This is a genomic window from Lysinibacillus sp. BF-4 (assembly GCF_000743635.1).
GTDB lineage: Bacteria > Bacillota > Bacilli > Bacillales_A > Planococcaceae > Metalysinibacillus > Metalysinibacillus saudimassiliensis.
Map to the genome: position 1 here is coordinate 1 of NZ_JPUW01000006.1, position 17,491 is coordinate 17,491.

General features: G+C 38.7%; 18 protein-coding genes and 2 pseudogenes. 14 read left to right on the forward strand and 6 right to left on the reverse strand.

The window, feature by feature from the left end; genetic code table 11:
- Nucleotides 1-74 precede the first annotated feature (74 nt).
- The gene (locus CH76_RS03905; protein WP_051910231.1) at nucleotides 75-887 is read right to left on the reverse strand and encodes a LysR family transcriptional regulator; all 813 of its coding nucleotides are present in this window, start codon (nucleotides 885-887) and stop codon (nucleotides 75-77) included.
- Between the two features lie 106 nt (nucleotides 888-993).
- Between CH76_RS03905 and CH76_RS03910 the strand changes: the two genes are divergently transcribed.
- On the forward strand, nucleotides 994-2,175 hold the full coding sequence (locus CH76_RS03910) for an MFS transporter (RefSeq protein WP_235190344.1): 1,182 nt from the start codon (nucleotides 994-996) through the stop codon (nucleotides 2,173-2,175).
- Between the two features lie 35 nt (nucleotides 2,176-2,210).
- Here the strand turns inward: CH76_RS03910 and CH76_RS03915 are convergent, their stop codons facing one another.
- Nucleotides 2,211-2,627 carry a universal stress protein gene (locus CH76_RS03915; protein WP_036143246.1) on the reverse strand — a complete coding sequence of 139 codons (417 nt, stop codon included), beginning with the start codon at nucleotides 2,625-2,627 and terminating at the stop codon, nucleotides 2,211-2,213.
- A gap of 104 nt (nucleotides 2,628-2,731) precedes the next feature.
- Between CH76_RS03915 and CH76_RS03920 the strand changes: the two genes are divergently transcribed.
- From CH76_RS03920 to CH76_RS03965, 10 genes are all read left to right on the forward strand, one after another.
- Nucleotides 2,732-3,250: an RNA polymerase sigma factor gene (locus tag CH76_RS03920; RefSeq protein WP_036143249.1), complete on the forward strand. Its 519-nt coding sequence runs from the start codon at nucleotides 2,732-2,734 to the stop codon at nucleotides 3,248-3,250.
- Nucleotides 3,231-4,088 carry a hypothetical protein gene (locus CH76_RS03925; RefSeq protein WP_036143252.1) on the forward strand — a complete coding sequence of 286 codons (858 nt, stop codon included), beginning with the start codon at nucleotides 3,231-3,233 and terminating at the stop codon, nucleotides 4,086-4,088. The genes CH76_RS03920 and CH76_RS03925 overlap by 20 nt, the downstream gene beginning before the upstream one ends.
- 173 nt (nucleotides 4,089-4,261) lie before the next feature.
- On the forward strand, nucleotides 4,262-5,605 hold the full coding sequence (locus tag CH76_RS03930; protein WP_036143254.1) for a c-type cytochrome: 1,344 nt from the start codon (nucleotides 4,262-4,264) through the stop codon (nucleotides 5,603-5,605).
- Nucleotides 5,602-6,636 (forward strand): cytochrome ubiquinol oxidase subunit I, encoded by a 1,035-nt coding sequence (locus tag CH76_RS03935; RefSeq protein ID WP_036143257.1) that lies wholly within the window; start codon nucleotides 5,602-5,604, stop codon nucleotides 6,634-6,636. The genes CH76_RS03930 and CH76_RS03935 overlap by 4 nt, the downstream gene beginning before the upstream one ends.
- A gap of 345 nt (nucleotides 6,637-6,981) precedes the next feature.
- The gene (locus tag CH76_RS03940) at nucleotides 6,982-8,208 is read left to right on the forward strand and encodes an ABC transporter substrate-binding protein (protein WP_036143260.1); all 1,227 of its coding nucleotides are present in this window, start codon (nucleotides 6,982-6,984) and stop codon (nucleotides 8,206-8,208) included.
- Nucleotides 8,209-8,284: 76 nt separating this feature from the next.
- Nucleotides 8,285-9,160 carry a branched-chain amino acid ABC transporter permease gene (locus CH76_RS03945; RefSeq protein WP_036143263.1) on the forward strand — a complete coding sequence of 292 codons (876 nt, stop codon included), beginning with the start codon at nucleotides 8,285-8,287 and terminating at the stop codon, nucleotides 9,158-9,160.
- A gap of 12 nt (nucleotides 9,161-9,172) precedes the next feature.
- Nucleotides 9,173-10,117, forward strand: a complete 945-nt coding sequence (locus CH76_RS03950; RefSeq protein ID WP_036143266.1) for a branched-chain amino acid ABC transporter permease — start codon at nucleotides 9,173-9,175, stop codon at nucleotides 10,115-10,117.
- The gene (locus tag CH76_RS03955; RefSeq protein ID WP_036143269.1) at nucleotides 10,107-10,886 is read left to right on the forward strand and encodes an ABC transporter ATP-binding protein; all 780 of its coding nucleotides are present in this window, start codon (nucleotides 10,107-10,109) and stop codon (nucleotides 10,884-10,886) included. The genes CH76_RS03950 and CH76_RS03955 overlap by 11 nt, the downstream gene beginning before the upstream one ends.
- On the forward strand, nucleotides 10,886-11,593 hold the full coding sequence (locus tag CH76_RS03960) for an ABC transporter ATP-binding protein (RefSeq protein ID WP_036143270.1): 708 nt from the start codon (nucleotides 10,886-10,888) through the stop codon (nucleotides 11,591-11,593). The genes CH76_RS03955 and CH76_RS03960 overlap by 1 nt, the downstream gene beginning before the upstream one ends.
- Before the next feature lie 107 nt (nucleotides 11,594-11,700).
- Nucleotides 11,701-12,204: a GNAT family N-acetyltransferase gene (locus tag CH76_RS03965; RefSeq protein WP_036143273.1), complete on the forward strand. Its 504-nt coding sequence runs from the start codon at nucleotides 11,701-11,703 to the stop codon at nucleotides 12,202-12,204.
- Nucleotides 12,205-12,230: 26 nt separating this feature from the next.
- Here CH76_RS03965 and rluF read toward each other — a convergent pair whose 3' ends face one another.
- A complete protein-coding gene (gene rluF / locus CH76_RS03970; RefSeq protein ID WP_036143276.1) occupies nucleotides 12,231-12,935 on the reverse strand; it encodes a 23S rRNA pseudouridine(2604) synthase RluF in 705 nt (234 codons plus the stop codon).
- 105 nt (nucleotides 12,936-13,040) lie between these two features.
- Between rluF and CH76_RS14200 the strand changes: the two are divergent.
- Both CH76_RS14200 and CH76_RS03985 read left to right on the forward strand, forming a co-directional pair.
- Nucleotides 13,041-13,936 (forward strand): annotated as a pseudogene (locus CH76_RS14200) (DUF4003 family protein).
- Nucleotides 13,937-14,082: 146 nt separating this feature from the next.
- Entirely contained in the window at nucleotides 14,083-14,565 is a 483-nt protein-coding gene (locus CH76_RS03985) for an acyl-CoA thioesterase (RefSeq protein ID WP_036143284.1), read from the forward strand.
- Nucleotides 14,566-14,605: 40 nt separating this feature from the next.
- Here CH76_RS03985 and CH76_RS14265 read toward each other — a convergent pair whose 3' ends face one another.
- Together CH76_RS14265 and CH76_RS14270 are read right to left on the reverse strand one after the other, a co-directional pair.
- Complete coding sequence (locus tag CH76_RS14265; RefSeq protein WP_369792357.1) at nucleotides 14,606-15,133, reverse strand: methyl-accepting chemotaxis protein; 528 nt, start codon at nucleotides 15,131-15,133, stop codon at nucleotides 14,606-14,608.
- 243 nt (nucleotides 15,134-15,376) lie between these two features.
- A pseudogene (locus tag CH76_RS14270) lies at nucleotides 15,377-15,916 on the reverse strand (protoglobin domain-containing protein); the annotation flags it as partial.
- Between the two features lie 314 nt (nucleotides 15,917-16,230).
- Between CH76_RS14270 and CH76_RS03995 the strand changes: the two are divergent.
- Nucleotides 16,231-16,476, forward strand: coding sequence for a hypothetical protein (locus CH76_RS03995; protein WP_036143289.1), 246 nt, complete (start codon nucleotides 16,231-16,233; stop codon nucleotides 16,474-16,476).
- Between the two features lie 45 nt (nucleotides 16,477-16,521).
- Here CH76_RS03995 and corA read toward each other — a convergent pair whose 3' ends face one another.
- Nucleotides 16,522-17,484 (reverse strand): magnesium/cobalt transporter CorA, encoded by a 963-nt coding sequence (gene corA / locus CH76_RS04000; protein WP_036143292.1) that lies wholly within the window; start codon nucleotides 17,482-17,484, stop codon nucleotides 16,522-16,524.
- Nucleotides 17,485-17,491: the final 7 nt, after the last annotated feature.

Genomic DNA, 17,491 nt, shown 5'->3' on the forward strand with positions numbered 1-17,491 from the left:
ATTTTTTTACATAAATTTCATTGTACATGATGAGTGAATGTAAAAGTAGCTAATTAATAAAGAGAATGTGTAATTTACATTTTTTTTAGTGACGGCAATAGTAGGCTAGGCACGCTATTATGGCAAATAAAATAGGTTTTAGTTGTACGGTCAATTGGTATGAGGTGCTCAGTCAGTTGGTCGTGTGGCTCAATGAGTTTAGTATTTAGCACAGCTGCCATACGTGGAATTTGTAATAAATCCTTAATTGTACCAACAGAATCAATTTCTTTGAGTTGGTAATTAATATTTTCACTCTCTAACCACTGCACAACCTTTGTGGTATAGACACAGGTTTTACTTAATACTAATAAGGTGAAGTCAGGTTGATTTGGTTTTAATTGAATTGCATGATGCGACACAATATCAAAAAACTCATCAGCTAAAATAGTGTAACGTACGTCTTCAAAAAATTGTACAGGTTCACTAATAATAGCGTAGCTCAACTCGTTACGACGTACCTGTCCATTAATAATCCCACTCGTTTTAATGATAAAGTTTGGGCTGTTGCCTTGTTGCTGTAGCGCTTTTGCTACTACGCTACCATACAAATGAATAGATGAGCGTGACATACCAAGGGTGATTTGTGTGGGCTGTACTAATAATTGGTGCTGTAATAACTCGTAGTGCTCACAAGTTTGGCGCAAAAAATTTTTATAAAGGATGCCCGCTTCTGTAATTTGGAGACCAAATGATGTACGTTGAAAAACTGCAGCACCAAGCTCCTGCTCCATTTTTTGTACACGTGCGGATAGTGTGGATTGGGTATAGTTAGTAGTACGAGCAGTTTGACTTAAGTTTTGTTGCTCTAAAATTAAGTAGTGTAAACGATATTTTTCGATGTCCATTGTATTCTCCTATCGAAAATGCTGATATGGTGCATTCACTTTGTCGATTTCACGCTATTGCAAAATACTTATATACTTAAAATATAGCACAAGGAGGGGATGCGCTGTGCACGAGGGTTATACAATGCGAGACGCTAAGTTTTGGGGGATGGTTATTAGCTTAGGTTTAGCGTCCGCTTATATTTTTGCAGTAATGTATGCGTTTCAGCCATTATTACCGATTTTGACTCAGCAGTTTGGCATTTCGATTTCGTATGCAAGTACTACAATGTCAATCATGACTGTAGGGTTAATTATTGGCCTTTTAGCGATAGGTTTTGCCTCAGATCGCTACGGGCGTGAATGGTTTGTAAAGAGTGCGATTTTAATTGTAGCTGTGCCCTTTGTGATTTTACCGTTTGTTACCGACTTTGCCTGGGTTGTTGTACTGCGCTTCGTACAAGGCATTGCATTAGCGGGTGTAATTGCTGTAGGGCTTGCCTATTTAGGGGAAGAAATTCACCCCAAATTTAGAAGCACAGCGACAGCATTATATATTTCCTTTAATAGTATTGGCGGAATGCTCGGGCGTGTGTTAACAGGTGGGTTAGCAGAAAAACACTCGTGGGATTTTGCGCTTTATGTTTTGGCAGCTACAGGTATTGTTATTTTTATTATTGTTCTTATTTTCCTGCCAAAATCACGTAATTTTATGCCAAGCGAAGTGAGTGTAGCAAAGGATGTAAAAGGATTTTTAGTGCATTTAAAAAATCCAAAACTGGTTATCATTTTTGGCTTTGGTATGGTGTTGCAAATGACGTTTACGAGTGTTTGGACCTACCTGCCATTTTATTTAAACGCCGCACCTTTTAATTGGAGTTTGCATCGTATTTCGTTTATTTATTTAACTTATGGTTTTGGTATTGTTGGTGCGCCTTTAGCAGGGTTTTTAGCTTCTAAAATGGGGTTACCTATTGTGCGTACTATTGGCGTAGCCACATTAGTTATAGGTGTAATCATTACAATGATACCTAGCACAACAGGCATTATTGTAGGGATGTGTGTGATTTGTTTAGGCTTTTTTGTAGCTCATTCATTAATGGCATCAACGGTTACAATGGAAGCTACTCACCATAAGGGAAGTGCATCAAGTTTATACCTTGTTTCTTATTATATTGGTGTAGCAATTGGTAGCTCTGCCTTCAGCCCAATATGGGAAAGCTATCACTGGTTAGGGATTACTTTACTTGCGGCAAGCTTACCCATAATATATAGTGCAATGACTTTGCTGACACGCAAGGCCAAATGAAAAAATGACCTAGTCGCTACAGGCTAGGTCATTTTTTATTTGACGATAAGTACAGGTATTGTGGATTGTTTTACGATTTTTTTGCTAGTGCTACCAAGCATTAATGCACGTAGCCCACTCATCCCATGATGGCCTACTACAATCATATCGGCTTCCTTTTCCTTTGCGTAGGCAACAATTTCGGTCACGGGTTCTCCTTGTAAAATAACAATCTGACAATGAATATTTTGTTGTTTCAGCACCGTCTCAACATTGGCGATTTTACGACGACGCTCAATTTCTTGTAAACCAGATCCGCCACTATAGGACTTTGTTGCAAATTCTTCGTCAGTTTCAGCTACATATACAAGGTTAATGGTAGCGGGTTGGTTATGCGCGAGTTTTGCGGCTTCTTTAGCAGCCCGAATTGCATTTTCGGAGCCATCAATCGCTACTACAATTTGTTTATACATCAGTATCCCCCTTATTACGTTAAGTATACAATAAATTAGAAAATACAGGAATATGCGACGGAAGGCGAGGTCACTCGTCTATATCACTAAGGGGAGGGGATGTAATGCCTAAACGCGAGCTAGAGGATTGGTATAACGCTTATAGTACAACCATTTATCAATATGTATTTTTCCTTGTACGCGATGTAGAGCTAGCCGAGGATATCACACAGGAAACCTTTTACCGTGCATATAAGCAAGCAGCGCGCTTTCGTCAGCAGGCAAGCGTAAAAACTTGGTTGCATCGTATTGCACGTAATGCCGCGTATGATGAATTGCGACGTAAAAGGCTCATTGCTTTTGTTACATTTACAAAGCAACACGAACCTCAAATGGATGATTTAGCGCTACGCTCCTTATTAACGAAGGAGTTACATAGCAAGTTGTATCAAGCGATTTCACAACTTAAACTCGTTTATCGTGATGTACTTGTACTGCGCTATATTGAAGAGCTTTCAGTTAAGGACACCGCGCAAATTTTAGGTTTTAGTGAGTCTAAGGTTAAGAGTACAGCTGCACGAGCACTGCAATCATTAACGACTATAATGAAGGAGCGTGGGTGGGATGACGAAATGGCAAGATGAGTTGCGTACTATTAAGGTGAAGCGTAGTCATAAAGAGGAAAGCTATCAAGCAATTGAAGCTCGAATTGCAACTAAACCAGCAAAGAAGTGGCCTATCCCTGCGCTGACAGCTATAGTTATGCTGGCATTACTTATTGTTGCTTTACCAATGACACCAAAACAATCCACAAGTGATAATTTAAGTGTTTATAAGGTAAGTTATAAAGCAAATCAGCACACACATTTCGAAGCGGGTTCGCCGCTAACTTATTATGGTATTAAGACAACCACTAATGCAGATGTTGTAGCACTAGCTAAACGCATCATTACTAAACCAGAAGAAGTTGCACCGAGTCAACTACATTATATGTATGATATTGTGGCACACACTAATCAAGGTCAGTATAACTATCGAATTGCCCTAGCAGATGGTAAGTATTTTGCGATTAATCAGCACACAAAGGGCGCTGTAGCCATTACGTATAATGACCAATATCTTTTTTATGAGTTATACGAAGGAGGTACTAGTGTAGTACTAGTGATACCATTATTTTTATTACTCTTGCAAGGCTTAGCAATCATTGTGATACGTAAGCGCTATGGTCAGCCAAACTGCCGATTAAAGCGTATGAAAGTTGATGTACTGTATTTTGTTATTGCTATTATTACAAGTACGATAATGTGGAATACACCTAAATGGTTAGGGTTTATTGTGCTACTACTAGTTGTAGTCGGGGATATCATTTACCGCAGACAGTATTTTATGAAGCATCAAGCCAATTACTCTGTCCATTTACAACAGCTTGTTACTATAGCTGTTAGGTTAATGATAATTGGCGTATTGTTTTTTTACCTATAAGCCTTATGCTTATAGGTTTTTTTATTTCACAAAGACGAAGTTCACGTGAATTTTATTTGTCAAAGCTCCGAACTTTCATGATTACACGATGATTTCACAGCCTTTTCAATGTTCCTTCACTTCCTTTTAGTACGATGAGTTAGAAAATTTAACTTACGAGGAGGAACAGGGATATGAATTTTCCATCGGTGGATTATTCGTGGTTTGGTAATGGCTCAGTCATTGCATTGATTGCGATTGTACACGTTGTCATCAGTCATGGTGTAGCAATTGGGACAATTGCATTAATGGTGACAATGGAGTACCGCGCTGTACGCACAAAAAATGCCAAGCTTGACCAGTTAGCAAAAAAAATTGCTAAGTGGGTATTAATTATAACGACCACAGTAGGCGCAATGACAGGTGTTGGAATTTGGTTTTCAACAACGGTGATTCAGCCCGATTCAATTGGTGCACTTTTACGTATTTTCTTCTGGGCTTGGGTAGCTGAGTGGGCGGTCTTTATTACAGAGGTTGTACTACTAATTATTTATTATTATACCTGGGATACATGGAAGGATGGCAAAGCTAAAATACGTCACCTTAAGTTAGGGATGACATTAGCATTTGCATCGTGGTTAACGATGGCAATTATTACAGGTGTACTAGCAGCAAAACTAACACCAGGGTTATGGACAGAAACATTATCATTTTGGAATGCATTTATTAATCCTACATACTTACCATCATTAGGTTTCCGTATGTTCTTAGCTGTAATGTTAGCAATTGCATTACTATCCTTCTTTATTCGTTGGCGTGTTAAGGATGTTGAGTTACGCGGCGAAGTATTTAGTGTGTTTGGTTTATGGGGTGCGATTTCCTTACCAGCAACTTTTATTTTTGGTTTATGGTATTTATGGTCAATTCCTACAGAGGCCTACAATATGATTGTTTGGTCCACAGGTATGCCAGAAAACGTCTTTAAAGGCTTAAATATTGTTGCCTTTGTTATTTTAGTGGTGTTCTTAATTTGGGTAGTTGTAAAGCCAAAGGCAGTGCCATGGCTATTATCGCTAGTCGTGATGGGCGCTTCAATTGGCTTTATTGGCGAATTTGAAGTGGTACGTGAATCCATCCGTAAGCCTTTTATTATTTATGATTACATGTATGCTAACGGCTTATTAGCGAAAGATCGTGAAAAGTACGATGAGGAGGGCTTCCTAACACATGCTACATGGGCAAAGGAAAAGGAAGTCACTGCTGAAAATATGGTAGAGGCAGGGCGCGAAGTATTTATTGGGCAATGTATTACCTGTCATACCGTTGATGGTTGGCGCTCAAAGCGTTCATTAACTAAGCGTATGGATGGTTGGGACGAAGAAGCAATGAAAGGCTTCATACCAACTATGCACAATGTGCGTGTAGCGATGCCACCATTTATGGGGACAGACGAAGAACTTGCTGCATTAGCTGCCTATATTAGTACGGAGTTAAATGGCGAGCGCACAAATAAAACGCAAGAGGTGAGCGCAAAATGATGTTATTAACAACATTAATTGCACCTGATAATCAACTGCCTATTCCAGCAAATATTGGGCTACTAGAGGTGCTCATTGTGGTAACCTTCATGCTACACATCGTCTTTGTTAACTTCACCATTTCATTAACAGCAGGTGCAGTAGGTTTAGAAGCAATGGGTATCCTAAAAAAGAATCCAGTCATGGATAAGATGGCACAGATTGCTTCTTACCATGCTTCGATACATAAAAGTATCGCAGTAGTGCTAGGTGTTGGGCCATTATTAATGATTAGTGTAATTTATACACAATATTTTTATGCCTCTACAATTTTAATTGGTAAGGCATGGTTAAGTGTTTTGATATTATTAATTGTCGCGTTCCTATTGTTATATTTATATAAATTTACATGGGATAAATGGCAAAATAAAAAAGCACTGCATTTATTCATTGGATTTTTAGCTATGGCGATTTTATTCTTTGTGCCATTAATCTTTATTGTAAACGTGGTATCTATGCTTTACCCAGAGCAGTGGGCAAGCGCGAATGGCTTTTTCCATAGCCTATTCCACTACCCACAAATTTGGCAGCGTTACTTACACTTTATGCTAGCGAGTTTAGCGACGGGTGGTTTCTACTTCTTTATTTACTTTAGCTTTAAAAAATACCGTGGTGCGACACTAACACCAGCAGAGCAAGCAGCTAAAGTATTTGGGGTTAAGGTTGGCTTTTGGGTAACAGTGGTACAACTTGTAGCGGGCTTCTTGTTATTGTTCTCATTTGATAAGGAGATTCGTATGTTATACCTAGGAGAGGATCTACTGTTAACAAGTTTACTTGTAGCCTCTATTATTTTAACGATTGTGCTATGTGGCTTTTTATTTACAGCAGGGCAAAAGGATTCCTCTAAGGCCTTTATGGCGTCACTTGTAACCTTTATTTTAATTATTGGTATCATGGGATGGATGCGTCACGAATTACGTGAAGCATACTTAAAGCCATATATCGACGAAAACCCACGTACAACAGAATACAGTCAACCAAAGGAATGACAGCAATACCAAGCGCTATAAAGTGCTTGGTATTTTTCTTTTTCGAGAAAAATTAACACATTAAAAATATTTTTGTTGCTTTTTCTAGCATTTGTGTGAAAATTAAGAAGAATAAGGTAACAAGCTATATTGGTGCTGTACGCTACATAAAGTGTAGTAGCACAATAATTTTATTTAAAAAGGTATATCAACACAATGCGCTAGCGAACCGATTATCAATAATAGCAACTAAAATATTCATTATATTCAGAAAATATAGATAATAGTATTGTGAATTAGTCGCTTTGCGTATATAATTATCAGAAATATCACACTTTTAAGAAAACATCATTAGGGGGAATTGACATGACAGAGAAAAACAACTTTAAAAAAGTAGGTTCACTGGTTTTAGCTTCTTCTTTAGTAATGGGCGCACTAGCAGGGTGCGGTGCTAAAGAGGGTGGCGGCACATCAACAGGAGGCTCAAGTGACGGTGGCTCATCAGGCGGCGGTGGTGATACCATTAAAATCGGTGCTAACTTAGAGCTTTCAGGCCCTGTAGCTTCTTACGGTTCATCTATCGGACAAGGTGCAGAGTTAGCAGTTAAAGAGATTAATGACGCAGGCGGTATTGATGGCAAAAAGCTTGAACTTGTAAAGTTAGATAATAAATCAGAGAACGCAGAGTCTGTAGCACAGGCAATGAAGCTTGCCACACAGGAGAAGGTTGTAGCAATGCTGTCACCAGCAACATCAGGTAATACAATTGCGACTGTGCAAATAGCTAACGAGCAAAAGGTACCAACAATTGGCGCAGCAGCAACAGCACCAAATGTAACGATTAATGATGATGGCTCATTAAATGACTATGCTTTCCGTACATGCTTCATTGACCCATTCCAAGGGACAGTAGCAGCAAACTTTGCTGTAGATGAGCTAGATGCGAAAAACGTAGCTATTTTTGCAGATAATGCTTCAGACTATGCCAAAGGGCTAGCGGCATCGTTTAAAGAAACTATCGGCGAAAAAGGCGGCAAGGTAGTAGCTGAAGAAGCCTATGTAGCAAAAGATACAGACTTTAAAACAACATTAACACGTATCAAGGCAGCTAAGCCGGACTTCATTTTTATCCCAGGTTACTACGAGGAAGTTGGATTAATTGTTAAGCAAGCGCGTGAGTTAGGCATTGATGTACCTTTAATGGGTGCAGATGGCTGGGATTCACCAAAGCTTGTTGAGTTAGCTGGCGCAGATGCATTAAATAAAACGTATATTACTAACCACTATTCAGCAGAGGACCCAGACAAAAAAATTCAAGATTTTGTAGCAGCTTTTAAAAAGGAATATAGCGATAAGTCACCGGATGCGTTTAATGCACTTGGTTATGACAGTGTGTACTTCTTAAAAGATGCGATTGAGCGTGCAGATTCATTAGATGGCGAGGCAATCAAAAAAGCATTAGCAGATACAAAGGATCTTACATTAGTTACAGGGACATTCTCAGTTGACGAAAACCACAACCCAGTTAAAACAGCCACAGTTCTCGAATTCGTAGACGGTAAACAGAAGTTCAACTCTAAAGTTAATCCGTAAACAAGTGAGTAGGTATGGGGGCGATCAACTTCGCCCTCTTTTTTTCGGTTAAAGCATTGATAAGGGAGTGAGGAAAATGGAATGGGTTCAGCAGCTAGTCAATGGGATTTCGATAGGTAGTATTTATGCACTTATTGCACTGGGCTACACAATGGTTTATGGCATTATTAAACTCATTAACTTTGCGCATGGTGATGTCTTTATGGTCGGCGCTTTTATTGGCTTTTATGCCATTGCTAAATGGGAAATGAATTTCTTTGCAGCATTATTACTAGCCATGATGCTTTGTGCAGTGTTCGGTGTAATTATTGAGCGTGTAGCTTATAAACGACTGCGTAACTCTACACGTATCGCAGCACTAATTACAGCCATTGGTGTGTCGTTACTGATTGAATATACGGTCGTGTTTTTTAGAGGCGCACAACTAGAGTCATACCCAAATACGATTGAAAACAAAGCAATTACAATTTTTGGTGCACAAATTGGTACGCATTCAATTTTAATTTTATCTGTTTCGATTGGTCTTATGATTTTATTACAGTTCATTGTACAAAAAACGAAAATCGGTAAAGCTATGCGTGCTGTTTCACATGATGCAGATGCAGCAAAGCTAATGGGGATTAATGTTGATAATACAATTTCGGCAACTTTCGCGATTGGCTCAGCGCTCGCAGGGGCAGCTGGTGTAATCTTTGGTCTTTACTATACAAAGATTGATCCATTTATGGGTGTAATCCCAGGGCTTAAAGCCTTTATTGCGGCAGTACTTGGAGGTATTGGTATTATCCCAGGCGCGATGGTTGGGGGCATGCTACTAGGTGTGGTAGAGACCGTAGTAAGCGCGTTAGGCTTTTCATTATGGCGAGATGCAGCAGCCTTTGTTATTTTAATTTTAATTTTAGTATTTAAACCAGAGGGCATCTTTGGCAAAAATGCTCGCGAGAAAGTGTAGGTGACGAAAACGATGAAAAAATCAAAAATCTTTTGGGGTTATCTCGTAATAGCGTTAGTCATCTATGCAGTAGGGCAAGCGCTAATCTCGATGAACATTATTGATTTATACTATCAAAACATGCTGATTACGATGTGTATTAACCTAATGTTAGCAGTAAGCTTACATTTAGTTATTGGTATAACAGGTCAGTTTTCCATTGGTCACGCAGGCTTCTTAGCAGTGGGTGCTTATGTGTCGGCTATTGTAACGATGAAGCTTGGCATGCCATTTATTGTCGCTATTTTAGCAGGTGCAGTTGTTGCAATGCTAGCAGGTTTATTGGTTGGTATTCCAACATTACGTTTAAAGGGAGATTACTTAGCAATTGCCACATTAGGCTTTGCTGAAATTATTCGAATTGTAATTTTAAACATTGATTATGTTGGTGGAGCAGCTGGTATGCAGGTTAGCCATATGACGACATGGACATATGCTTTCTTCACAGCTTTAATTACAGTCATTGTGATTTCCAACTTTACTAAGTCGCGTCATGGACGTGCATGTATTTCGATTCGCGAGGACGAAATTGCTTCGGACGCAATGGGTATTAACACGACATACTACAAAGTAGCGGCTTTTGCGATTGGTGCGTTTTTTGCAGGGGTAGCAGGCGCAATTTTTGCACATAACACTTATATCATCCAACCAGGTTCCTTTGGCTTCTTAAAGTCCTTTGATATTTTAATTTTTGTAGTATTAGGTGGCTTAGGTAGCTTATCAGGATCGGTGATTTCGGCGATTTTACTAACGCTAGTATCGTCCTACTTAGCTAACTTCCCAGAGACACGCATGATTATTTATAGCCTTGTGTTAATTTTAGTTATGCTATATCGTCCAACAGGCCTAATGGGAACTAAGGAAATTACAGACCTCTTTAAATCTAAAAAAAAGGGAGGTATGACAAATGACGAATAATACAATTTTACATGTGGATAATATGGGCATTACATTTGGTGGCTTAAAAGCTGTACAAGGAGTTAACATGACGTTACAGCAAGGTGAGCTAGTTGGCCTTATTGGTCCAAATGGTGCGGGTAAAACTACAAGTTTTAATATGCTAACGGGTGTTTATAAACCAACAGAAGGCAAAATCACTTTTGATGGCAACGTTATTAATGGTAAAAAGCCTTACCAAGTGACGCGCGGTGGTATTAGTCGTACCTTCCAAAACATTCGGTTATTTAAAGATTTGTCTGTGCTAGATAATGTAAAGGTAGCTAACCACTCACTTGCTAAGCACACGATTATCTCTTCTATTTTCCGTTTACCTACGCACTTCTCTGGAGAGGAGCGCATGGAAGAAGAATCACTCGCCTTTTTAAAAATTTTCGGCTTAGATAAATATAAGGACGAGTTAGCACGTAATCTCCCTTATGGTAAACAACGCCGTCTCGAAATCGCGCGTGCATTAGCAGCCAAACCTAAGTTATTACTATTGGATGAACCAGCCGCAGGTATGAATCCACAAGAAACACAGGATTTAATGGAGTTAATTTCATTTATCCGTAAAGAATTTGATTTAACTATTTTATTAATCGAACATGATATGAATTTAGTTATGGGAATTTGTGAACGCATTTATGTATTGGACCATGGGCAATTAATTGCAGATGGTACACCACAGGAAATTCGTGATAATCCAAAAGTAATTGAAGCGTATTTAGGTGAGGAGGTCGTTGATTAATGCTACTTGTAAATGATATTGATGTATACTATGGCAACATTCAAGCATTAAAGGGAGTCTCACTTGAGGTAAATGAAGGCGAAATTGTAACATTAATTGGTGCAAATGGTGCAGGTAAAAGCACATTACTTCAAACATTATCAGGGTTACTAAAACCAAAACGTGGTGGCATTGAATATTTAGGTGAGTCCATTGCAGGGAAGCCCGCCCAATCTATCGTAAAAGCAGGTATCTCACATGTACCAGAGGGGCGTCGTGTATTTGCCAATATGACCGTAGAAGAAAACCTCGACCTTGGTGCATACTTGCGTAAGGATCGCGCAGGTATTGCTAAAGATTTAGCCCATGTGTATGAATTGTTTCCGCGGCTATTAGAGCGTCGTAAACAGCAGTCAGGCACACTTTCTGGTGGTGAGCAGCAGATGCTAGCAATGGGACGAGCAATCATGGCAAAGCCTAAACTGCTATTACTAGATGAGCCATCAATGGGGTTAGCACCACTGATGGTGAAAAATATTTTTAGCATTATTGAGCAAATTAATAAAGAAGGCACAACGATTTTATTAGTCGAGCAAAATGCCAATATGGCATTATCTGTAGCAAATCGTGCATATGTGCTAGAAACAGGGAAAATTGTATTAGCAGGTACAGCTAAAGAGCTACAAGAAAGTGATGAAGTTAAAGCGGCTTACTTAGGTGGGCTATAATATATGTAGCAAGAAAGGAACCGCGCAACTGTGCGGTTTCTTATTTTTTATATAGCCATTTGTCCCAACTACAGTTTTTCTGTACAATTAATAAAGAGGTGACGGTAATGATACAAATTAAACCGCTTCAAAGGGAGCATATGGCAAGCTATTTACGCGCAACAGAGGACGAAGAAATTCGTTACCTTACAGGCACGCGTACGAGTTTTACTTTAGCGCAAATTGAGGCATATTATGAGCGTATTAGTATGGATAATACGAGACGTGATTACGCCATTTGCTTGCAAGATGAGGTGATTGGTGATTTTACACTGATGAATATTGATACCGAAAATCATTCCGTTGGCTTCCGCATTGCGCTCCATGATCGTACAAAATTTGGTCAAGGCTATGGGAGTGCAGCTGTGCGTGAGGCATTGCGTATTGCTTTTGAGGATTTAGATTTACATCGCGTACAGCTAGAAGTATATAATCATAATCCACGAGCGATTGCTGTGTACGAAAAGGTTGGCTTTGTACAAGAGGGTGTACTTCGTGATGCGATTTGTTTAGACGGCGTTTACCATGATGAGATTATAATGAGTGTACTACGTACCGAATATAAAAAATAACCGAGAAAGGCTTACGCCTCACTCGGTTATTTTTTTGGTGTGTAGTTTAATAAATTAAACAATGTTTCGCGTTCGTTTGTAGTAAGGTCTCGCCATTGACCTACTTTTAAATTACCAATTTCAATATTCATAATGCGGATACGTTGTAAACGCTGTACGCCATATCCAAGTGTAGAACACATACGGCGGATTTGACGATTTAATCCTTGCTCTAAAATAATGCGGAATACACTACGCGAAATTTTTTCGACACGGCAAGGTAACGTCGTTGTATCCAAAATATCAACGCCTGCACCCATCTGTTCGATAAAGTCATCCGTAATTGGTTGATCCACTTGAACGATATACTCTTTTTCGTGGTGATTTTCGGCACGTAAGATTTTATTAACAATATCACCATCATTCGTTAACAGTAATAAGCCCTCAGAATCTTTGTCTAGGCGACCAATATGAAAGATACGCAATGGGTGATTAATAAAATCAACCACATTGCCTTTAATATGTTGCTCAGTTGTACTTGTAATGCCAACAGGCTTGTTTAACACGATGTATACAAGCTCTTGCTCACGTTCGACTATGTTGCCATCAACACGCACTTCATCGCCTTCGTTTACCTGACTACCTAATGTAGCAAGCTCACCATTAATTTTAATACGTCCATCCTCAATCCATTTATCAGCGCCACGGCGTGATGTAATACCTGTTTCACTTAAAAATTTATTAATTCGCAATGTCATCACCTATTTATTGTAGTTTCTCTTAGTATACACGAAATCAATTTTCGTATTGAAACAAAACGCGAGCCTCGTTCGTATAAAGGTAAAGGAGTGATATGTATGATAATCGAACAACGTTTAGAAGAAGTATATGGCGTGGTTAAACAACAATTGCGTTATCAAGCAACCACACCATTATTATTAGCTTTAACAACTACTTTCAGTTTGCGTGACGAAGGTTTTGAAATAGCAAAATATGAAGCTCTCAAAGAGGAAGTAAAAAAGCAAACAGGAGCTTTTTCTTACTTACGCAGTAACATCAGTATGATTTTGCCAAACTTAATGCCAGCAACTGATGCACAAGAAGCTGTAGCACAATTATTAGCGAACTATGAATTATTAATCGAGCAAACTATATACAGGACGAGGCACATGCTAAAAGAGCAATGAGCTATTACACAACCCTTTGTACACACCATATGTTTTTAACTACACATGATGATGTGCCTTATGCAGTTCTTTTAACAGTGAAGGAAGAACAAAATCCTGTGCAACTAGCTGATACTGTACACCAATACATCAAAGATTTAACGGCGCGTGGTTATTATAAGAGTAACGAATTATTATGGCTAGCTCAGTTATTAGCAATGGATGATGCAAATTACCAGTCTACACGTGTTGAAGATATCGTAGCTATGGAACAAAAGTTAGTGCGATTTGGTATTAAAAAGAAGGCGCAACACTACGTTATTATTGGGTTATTAACTTTATTGAACTATAACGATACCCAGCTAACACATATTATTGGATTATCTGACACTCTAGCTAAAATGAAGCAGTTTAAATGGTACAAACAATATGCATTGTATAGTGCTATTCAAATTACTGTGCATATTACTAAGGGAGAAACGGACGGTATGCTTGAAGCGAGTGTTTTGACAGCAATCGAAACAGCTATTCAAGCGCAACAAATGACGGTAGCAGTCACACTAATGAACACGAATAGTGCTACATAATGTTTCACATGAAACAATGGTGATATATTGCTGACTATGTTGCGTAAAACACAACTATTTTGAGATAATAAAATAGTGTTGATTTATCAGGTAAAGTATAGGTAAGATTGACACAATAACGATATTTTTAAAAGGGGTGTTAGGCTATGCAAACAAATAAGGTGCCTATGGGGCATTCAAGAACGATTCAAAGCCACTTGATTTTACCACCAGACACAAACCATCATAAAACTATTTTTGGTGGTAAGGTATTAGCATATATTGATGAAATTGCTGCAATCACATCTATGAAGCATGCAAGGGGAGAAGTTGTAACGGCTTCAATTGACTCTGTAGACTTTTTATCGCCAGCAAGCGAGGGAGATGTCATTGAGCTTGAGGGGATTGTGACCTCAACAGGACGCACGTCCATGGAAGTTTACGTACGTGTAGTTTCACGTAACTTAATGACAGGTGAGGAAAAGCTTACAACTGAATCGTTTGTGACGATGGTAGCTGTTGATGGTGAAGGTCATCCACGCGAGATTCCGAGCGTGTTTCCTGAAACTGAAGTAGAACATCGCTTATTTAATACAGGGCCTGCACGTCGTGAACATCGTAAAAAGAAACGAATGATTACACATAAATAAGTAAAAGGAGAGGTCGCTATATAAGCAACCTCTCCTTTTTTTAATCTTCGCTGAGCTGACCAACGACATCGATAAGTGCATCAGATGAAGTTGATACGAGACCAGCTGCTTGGGACATATCTGTAATCAACAATGAAATCTTAGAAATATCTTGGGATGTATTTAAATACTGTGACTGAATACCAGACACGGCTGTTGTAATAGCGCCAAACGATTCGGACAAGCGTGTTTGTGTCGCTACACTTTGGTGAATTTGAGCATCCACATTCGTTACAGAGCTAGCCATTGAGCTGATGTTAGATTCGGTATCATTAATCAGATGTGAAACGTTTAACACGGCTTTCTTAGTTTCTTCTGCAAGTTTACGCACCTCATCTGCTACTACAGCAAAGCCTTTACCATGTTCACCCGCGCGTGCTGCTTCAATTGAAGCGTTAAGTGCAAGCAGGTTAGTTTGGTCAGCAATCGTAGTAACTAGATTAACAATTTCCGAAATTTTATTAGATGAGTCGCGTAGTTTATTCATTGTAACGTCGAGTTCATTGACGCTTGTTAAAATGACATGCATTAACTCATTTTGCTCATGCAATTCCGTTTGACCATGCTTAGATTTTTGTTCAGTTTCGGCTACTAGAACTAAACCTTGTTCAGTAGCTTCTGCAATATCATTAGCCTCCGACGAAATCTCATGAAGCGCCGCTGTTGTTTCTTCGCTAATGGCGTTAAGCTCTTGCGCTGTGCTTTGGATAGTATTAATGATGCCTTGTTTACGATCATTAACACGCTCACGTGCTAGTTTTTCGACATTTTCATAAGCCTCAATAACAAGCTGTTGCTCTAAATTAATGAGCTTAGTAAATGCAGTAATAGCGCGTGCAGCATCTGAAGTAGAAAGTTGTAAAGATGTGAGTAAGTTAATAAATGTAGTAATCAAAGACTGGAATGAACCTAGGTACCATTTTGATTGCAGACCAATACGCACATGCACAGCAGCGATACGCTTACGGTCTTGAATATAAGCATCATCAATGCGTGAATCGAAAATACCGCTAATGTGACGATGTAATGTAATTTTTAAACGTTCAATTTGTGAGTGTGTACTTATAATAGAAGTAAGCTCAGCATTTGCACTAACGCCTTCATAAAAGCGGTCTACCATCACGGGAATAACCTCTTGTAAATGAGGTTGAAGCTGCTTGATAATCGCTAAGTCGTCTTTAGTTAGCTCGAGTAAATCAAGTTGCTTCTGGATGGATGGGTAATGTGCTAAATCAATATGTACTTGTGATAAATATGAAGCAGGGTCGAGAATGACTTGCGGCTCGTTTGCTTTTTTTGTAAACCAACTCATAAAAAAGACTCCTTTTAATAAAAATATGTTTTGTCGTTTATGTAGTAAATGACGTGAAAATGTAAGAGATGTTAGTTAAATTATCGAAAAAGACGAAAAATTAGGAATAGGGCAAAGGGGTTACTAGCTATAATAGCAAGATTGTAACGTAAAATCTATGCGCTATGCTATACTTACTAGATTAATTATAGTACAAAGTGAATCGTGGTGCCTAAAAAACAGCTTTTGGCACATAATTGTAACGACCTTAATATCAAAAAAAAAATGAATATGCTAGTATTAAGTTAGTAGATTATGATAAGGAGGAACAAGCGATGCATTGGCAACGTTTTAAGTTTGTAATACCGATGATGGTTATTGTAGCAGCTACCGCTTTTTATATGCTAGGTGAGTTTCATCCGCTTGTAGAGTCTCGTGAACGTTTATTAATTATTGCTGGCGCAACATTATTTGCAGGTGTTATTTCATACTTCCTATTTCCACAGGCAAGTGAAGATAACCGCGATGATTATTGGCCAGACCGTACGGATATTAACTTTTTAAAGAAAAAAGATAAATAATAAAAAATGCCAACCTACAGATAAATGAAGTAGGTTGGCATTTTTTTAAGGTTTAAATAATTTAAACCACCCTTTAGCTTTAAAGACGAGCACCATACCAATGCCAATAACAAACATTACACCTAATACAATAAAGTAATTGTATTTACCAGCAAGCTCGGGCATGTTTTCGAAGTTCATTCCGTAAATCCCTGCGATAAAGGTAAGTGGAATGAAGATGGTAGAAACAATCGTTAATGTCATCATAATGCCGTTCATGCGGTTAGAGTTCATTGCCATATAGCTATCGCGCATATCTGCAGTAAGCTCACGATTGGACTCTACCATTTCTGTTAGCTTAATTAAATGGTCATGGATATCGGCAAAGTAGGCACGTTCACTCTTTTTAAGTGGAAAACGGTAAGAGCCTAAAATACGGTACAGTAAATCACGCATTGGCAAAATAATACGGCGTAAATGTAATAAGTCACTGCGGAAGTCAAAGACAAACTGCATCGTTTTCATACTGTTATGATAGGTCATTTCGTCTTCAAGGCGATTTAATTGGTCTTCAATTTTATAAACTAAAGGAAAATAACTATCAACGATTTTATCAATCGTTTGGTAGAGCACAAAGTAAGATGTTGTATCCCACTTCTTTGGTTTTGTTGCTAAACGATGGCGCACAATTTCAATTTCAGGTACATGTTCCTTGTGAAACGTTACGACAAATTTTTCGGAAACAAATAAATTAATCTCTTCAGGATCGAGCGTATCATCATTAATACGATGCGTAACAAAAAAGTAATAGTCATCGTAATAATCCATTTTTGGTCGTTGCAAGCGCATTAAGCAGTCTTCAATGGCCAGTGGGTGAAAGTGAAAGAAGCTGTCTAATAATTTTTCTTCTTCGACAGTAGGCTTATCAAAATCGACCCAATACCAATCAAAGTCGCCACTTGCTAATTGTTCTAATGGGATGCCCTCAACAAGTTTTTGTTCCTTCGTGCGAGCAATAGTATGTATCACATTCCAT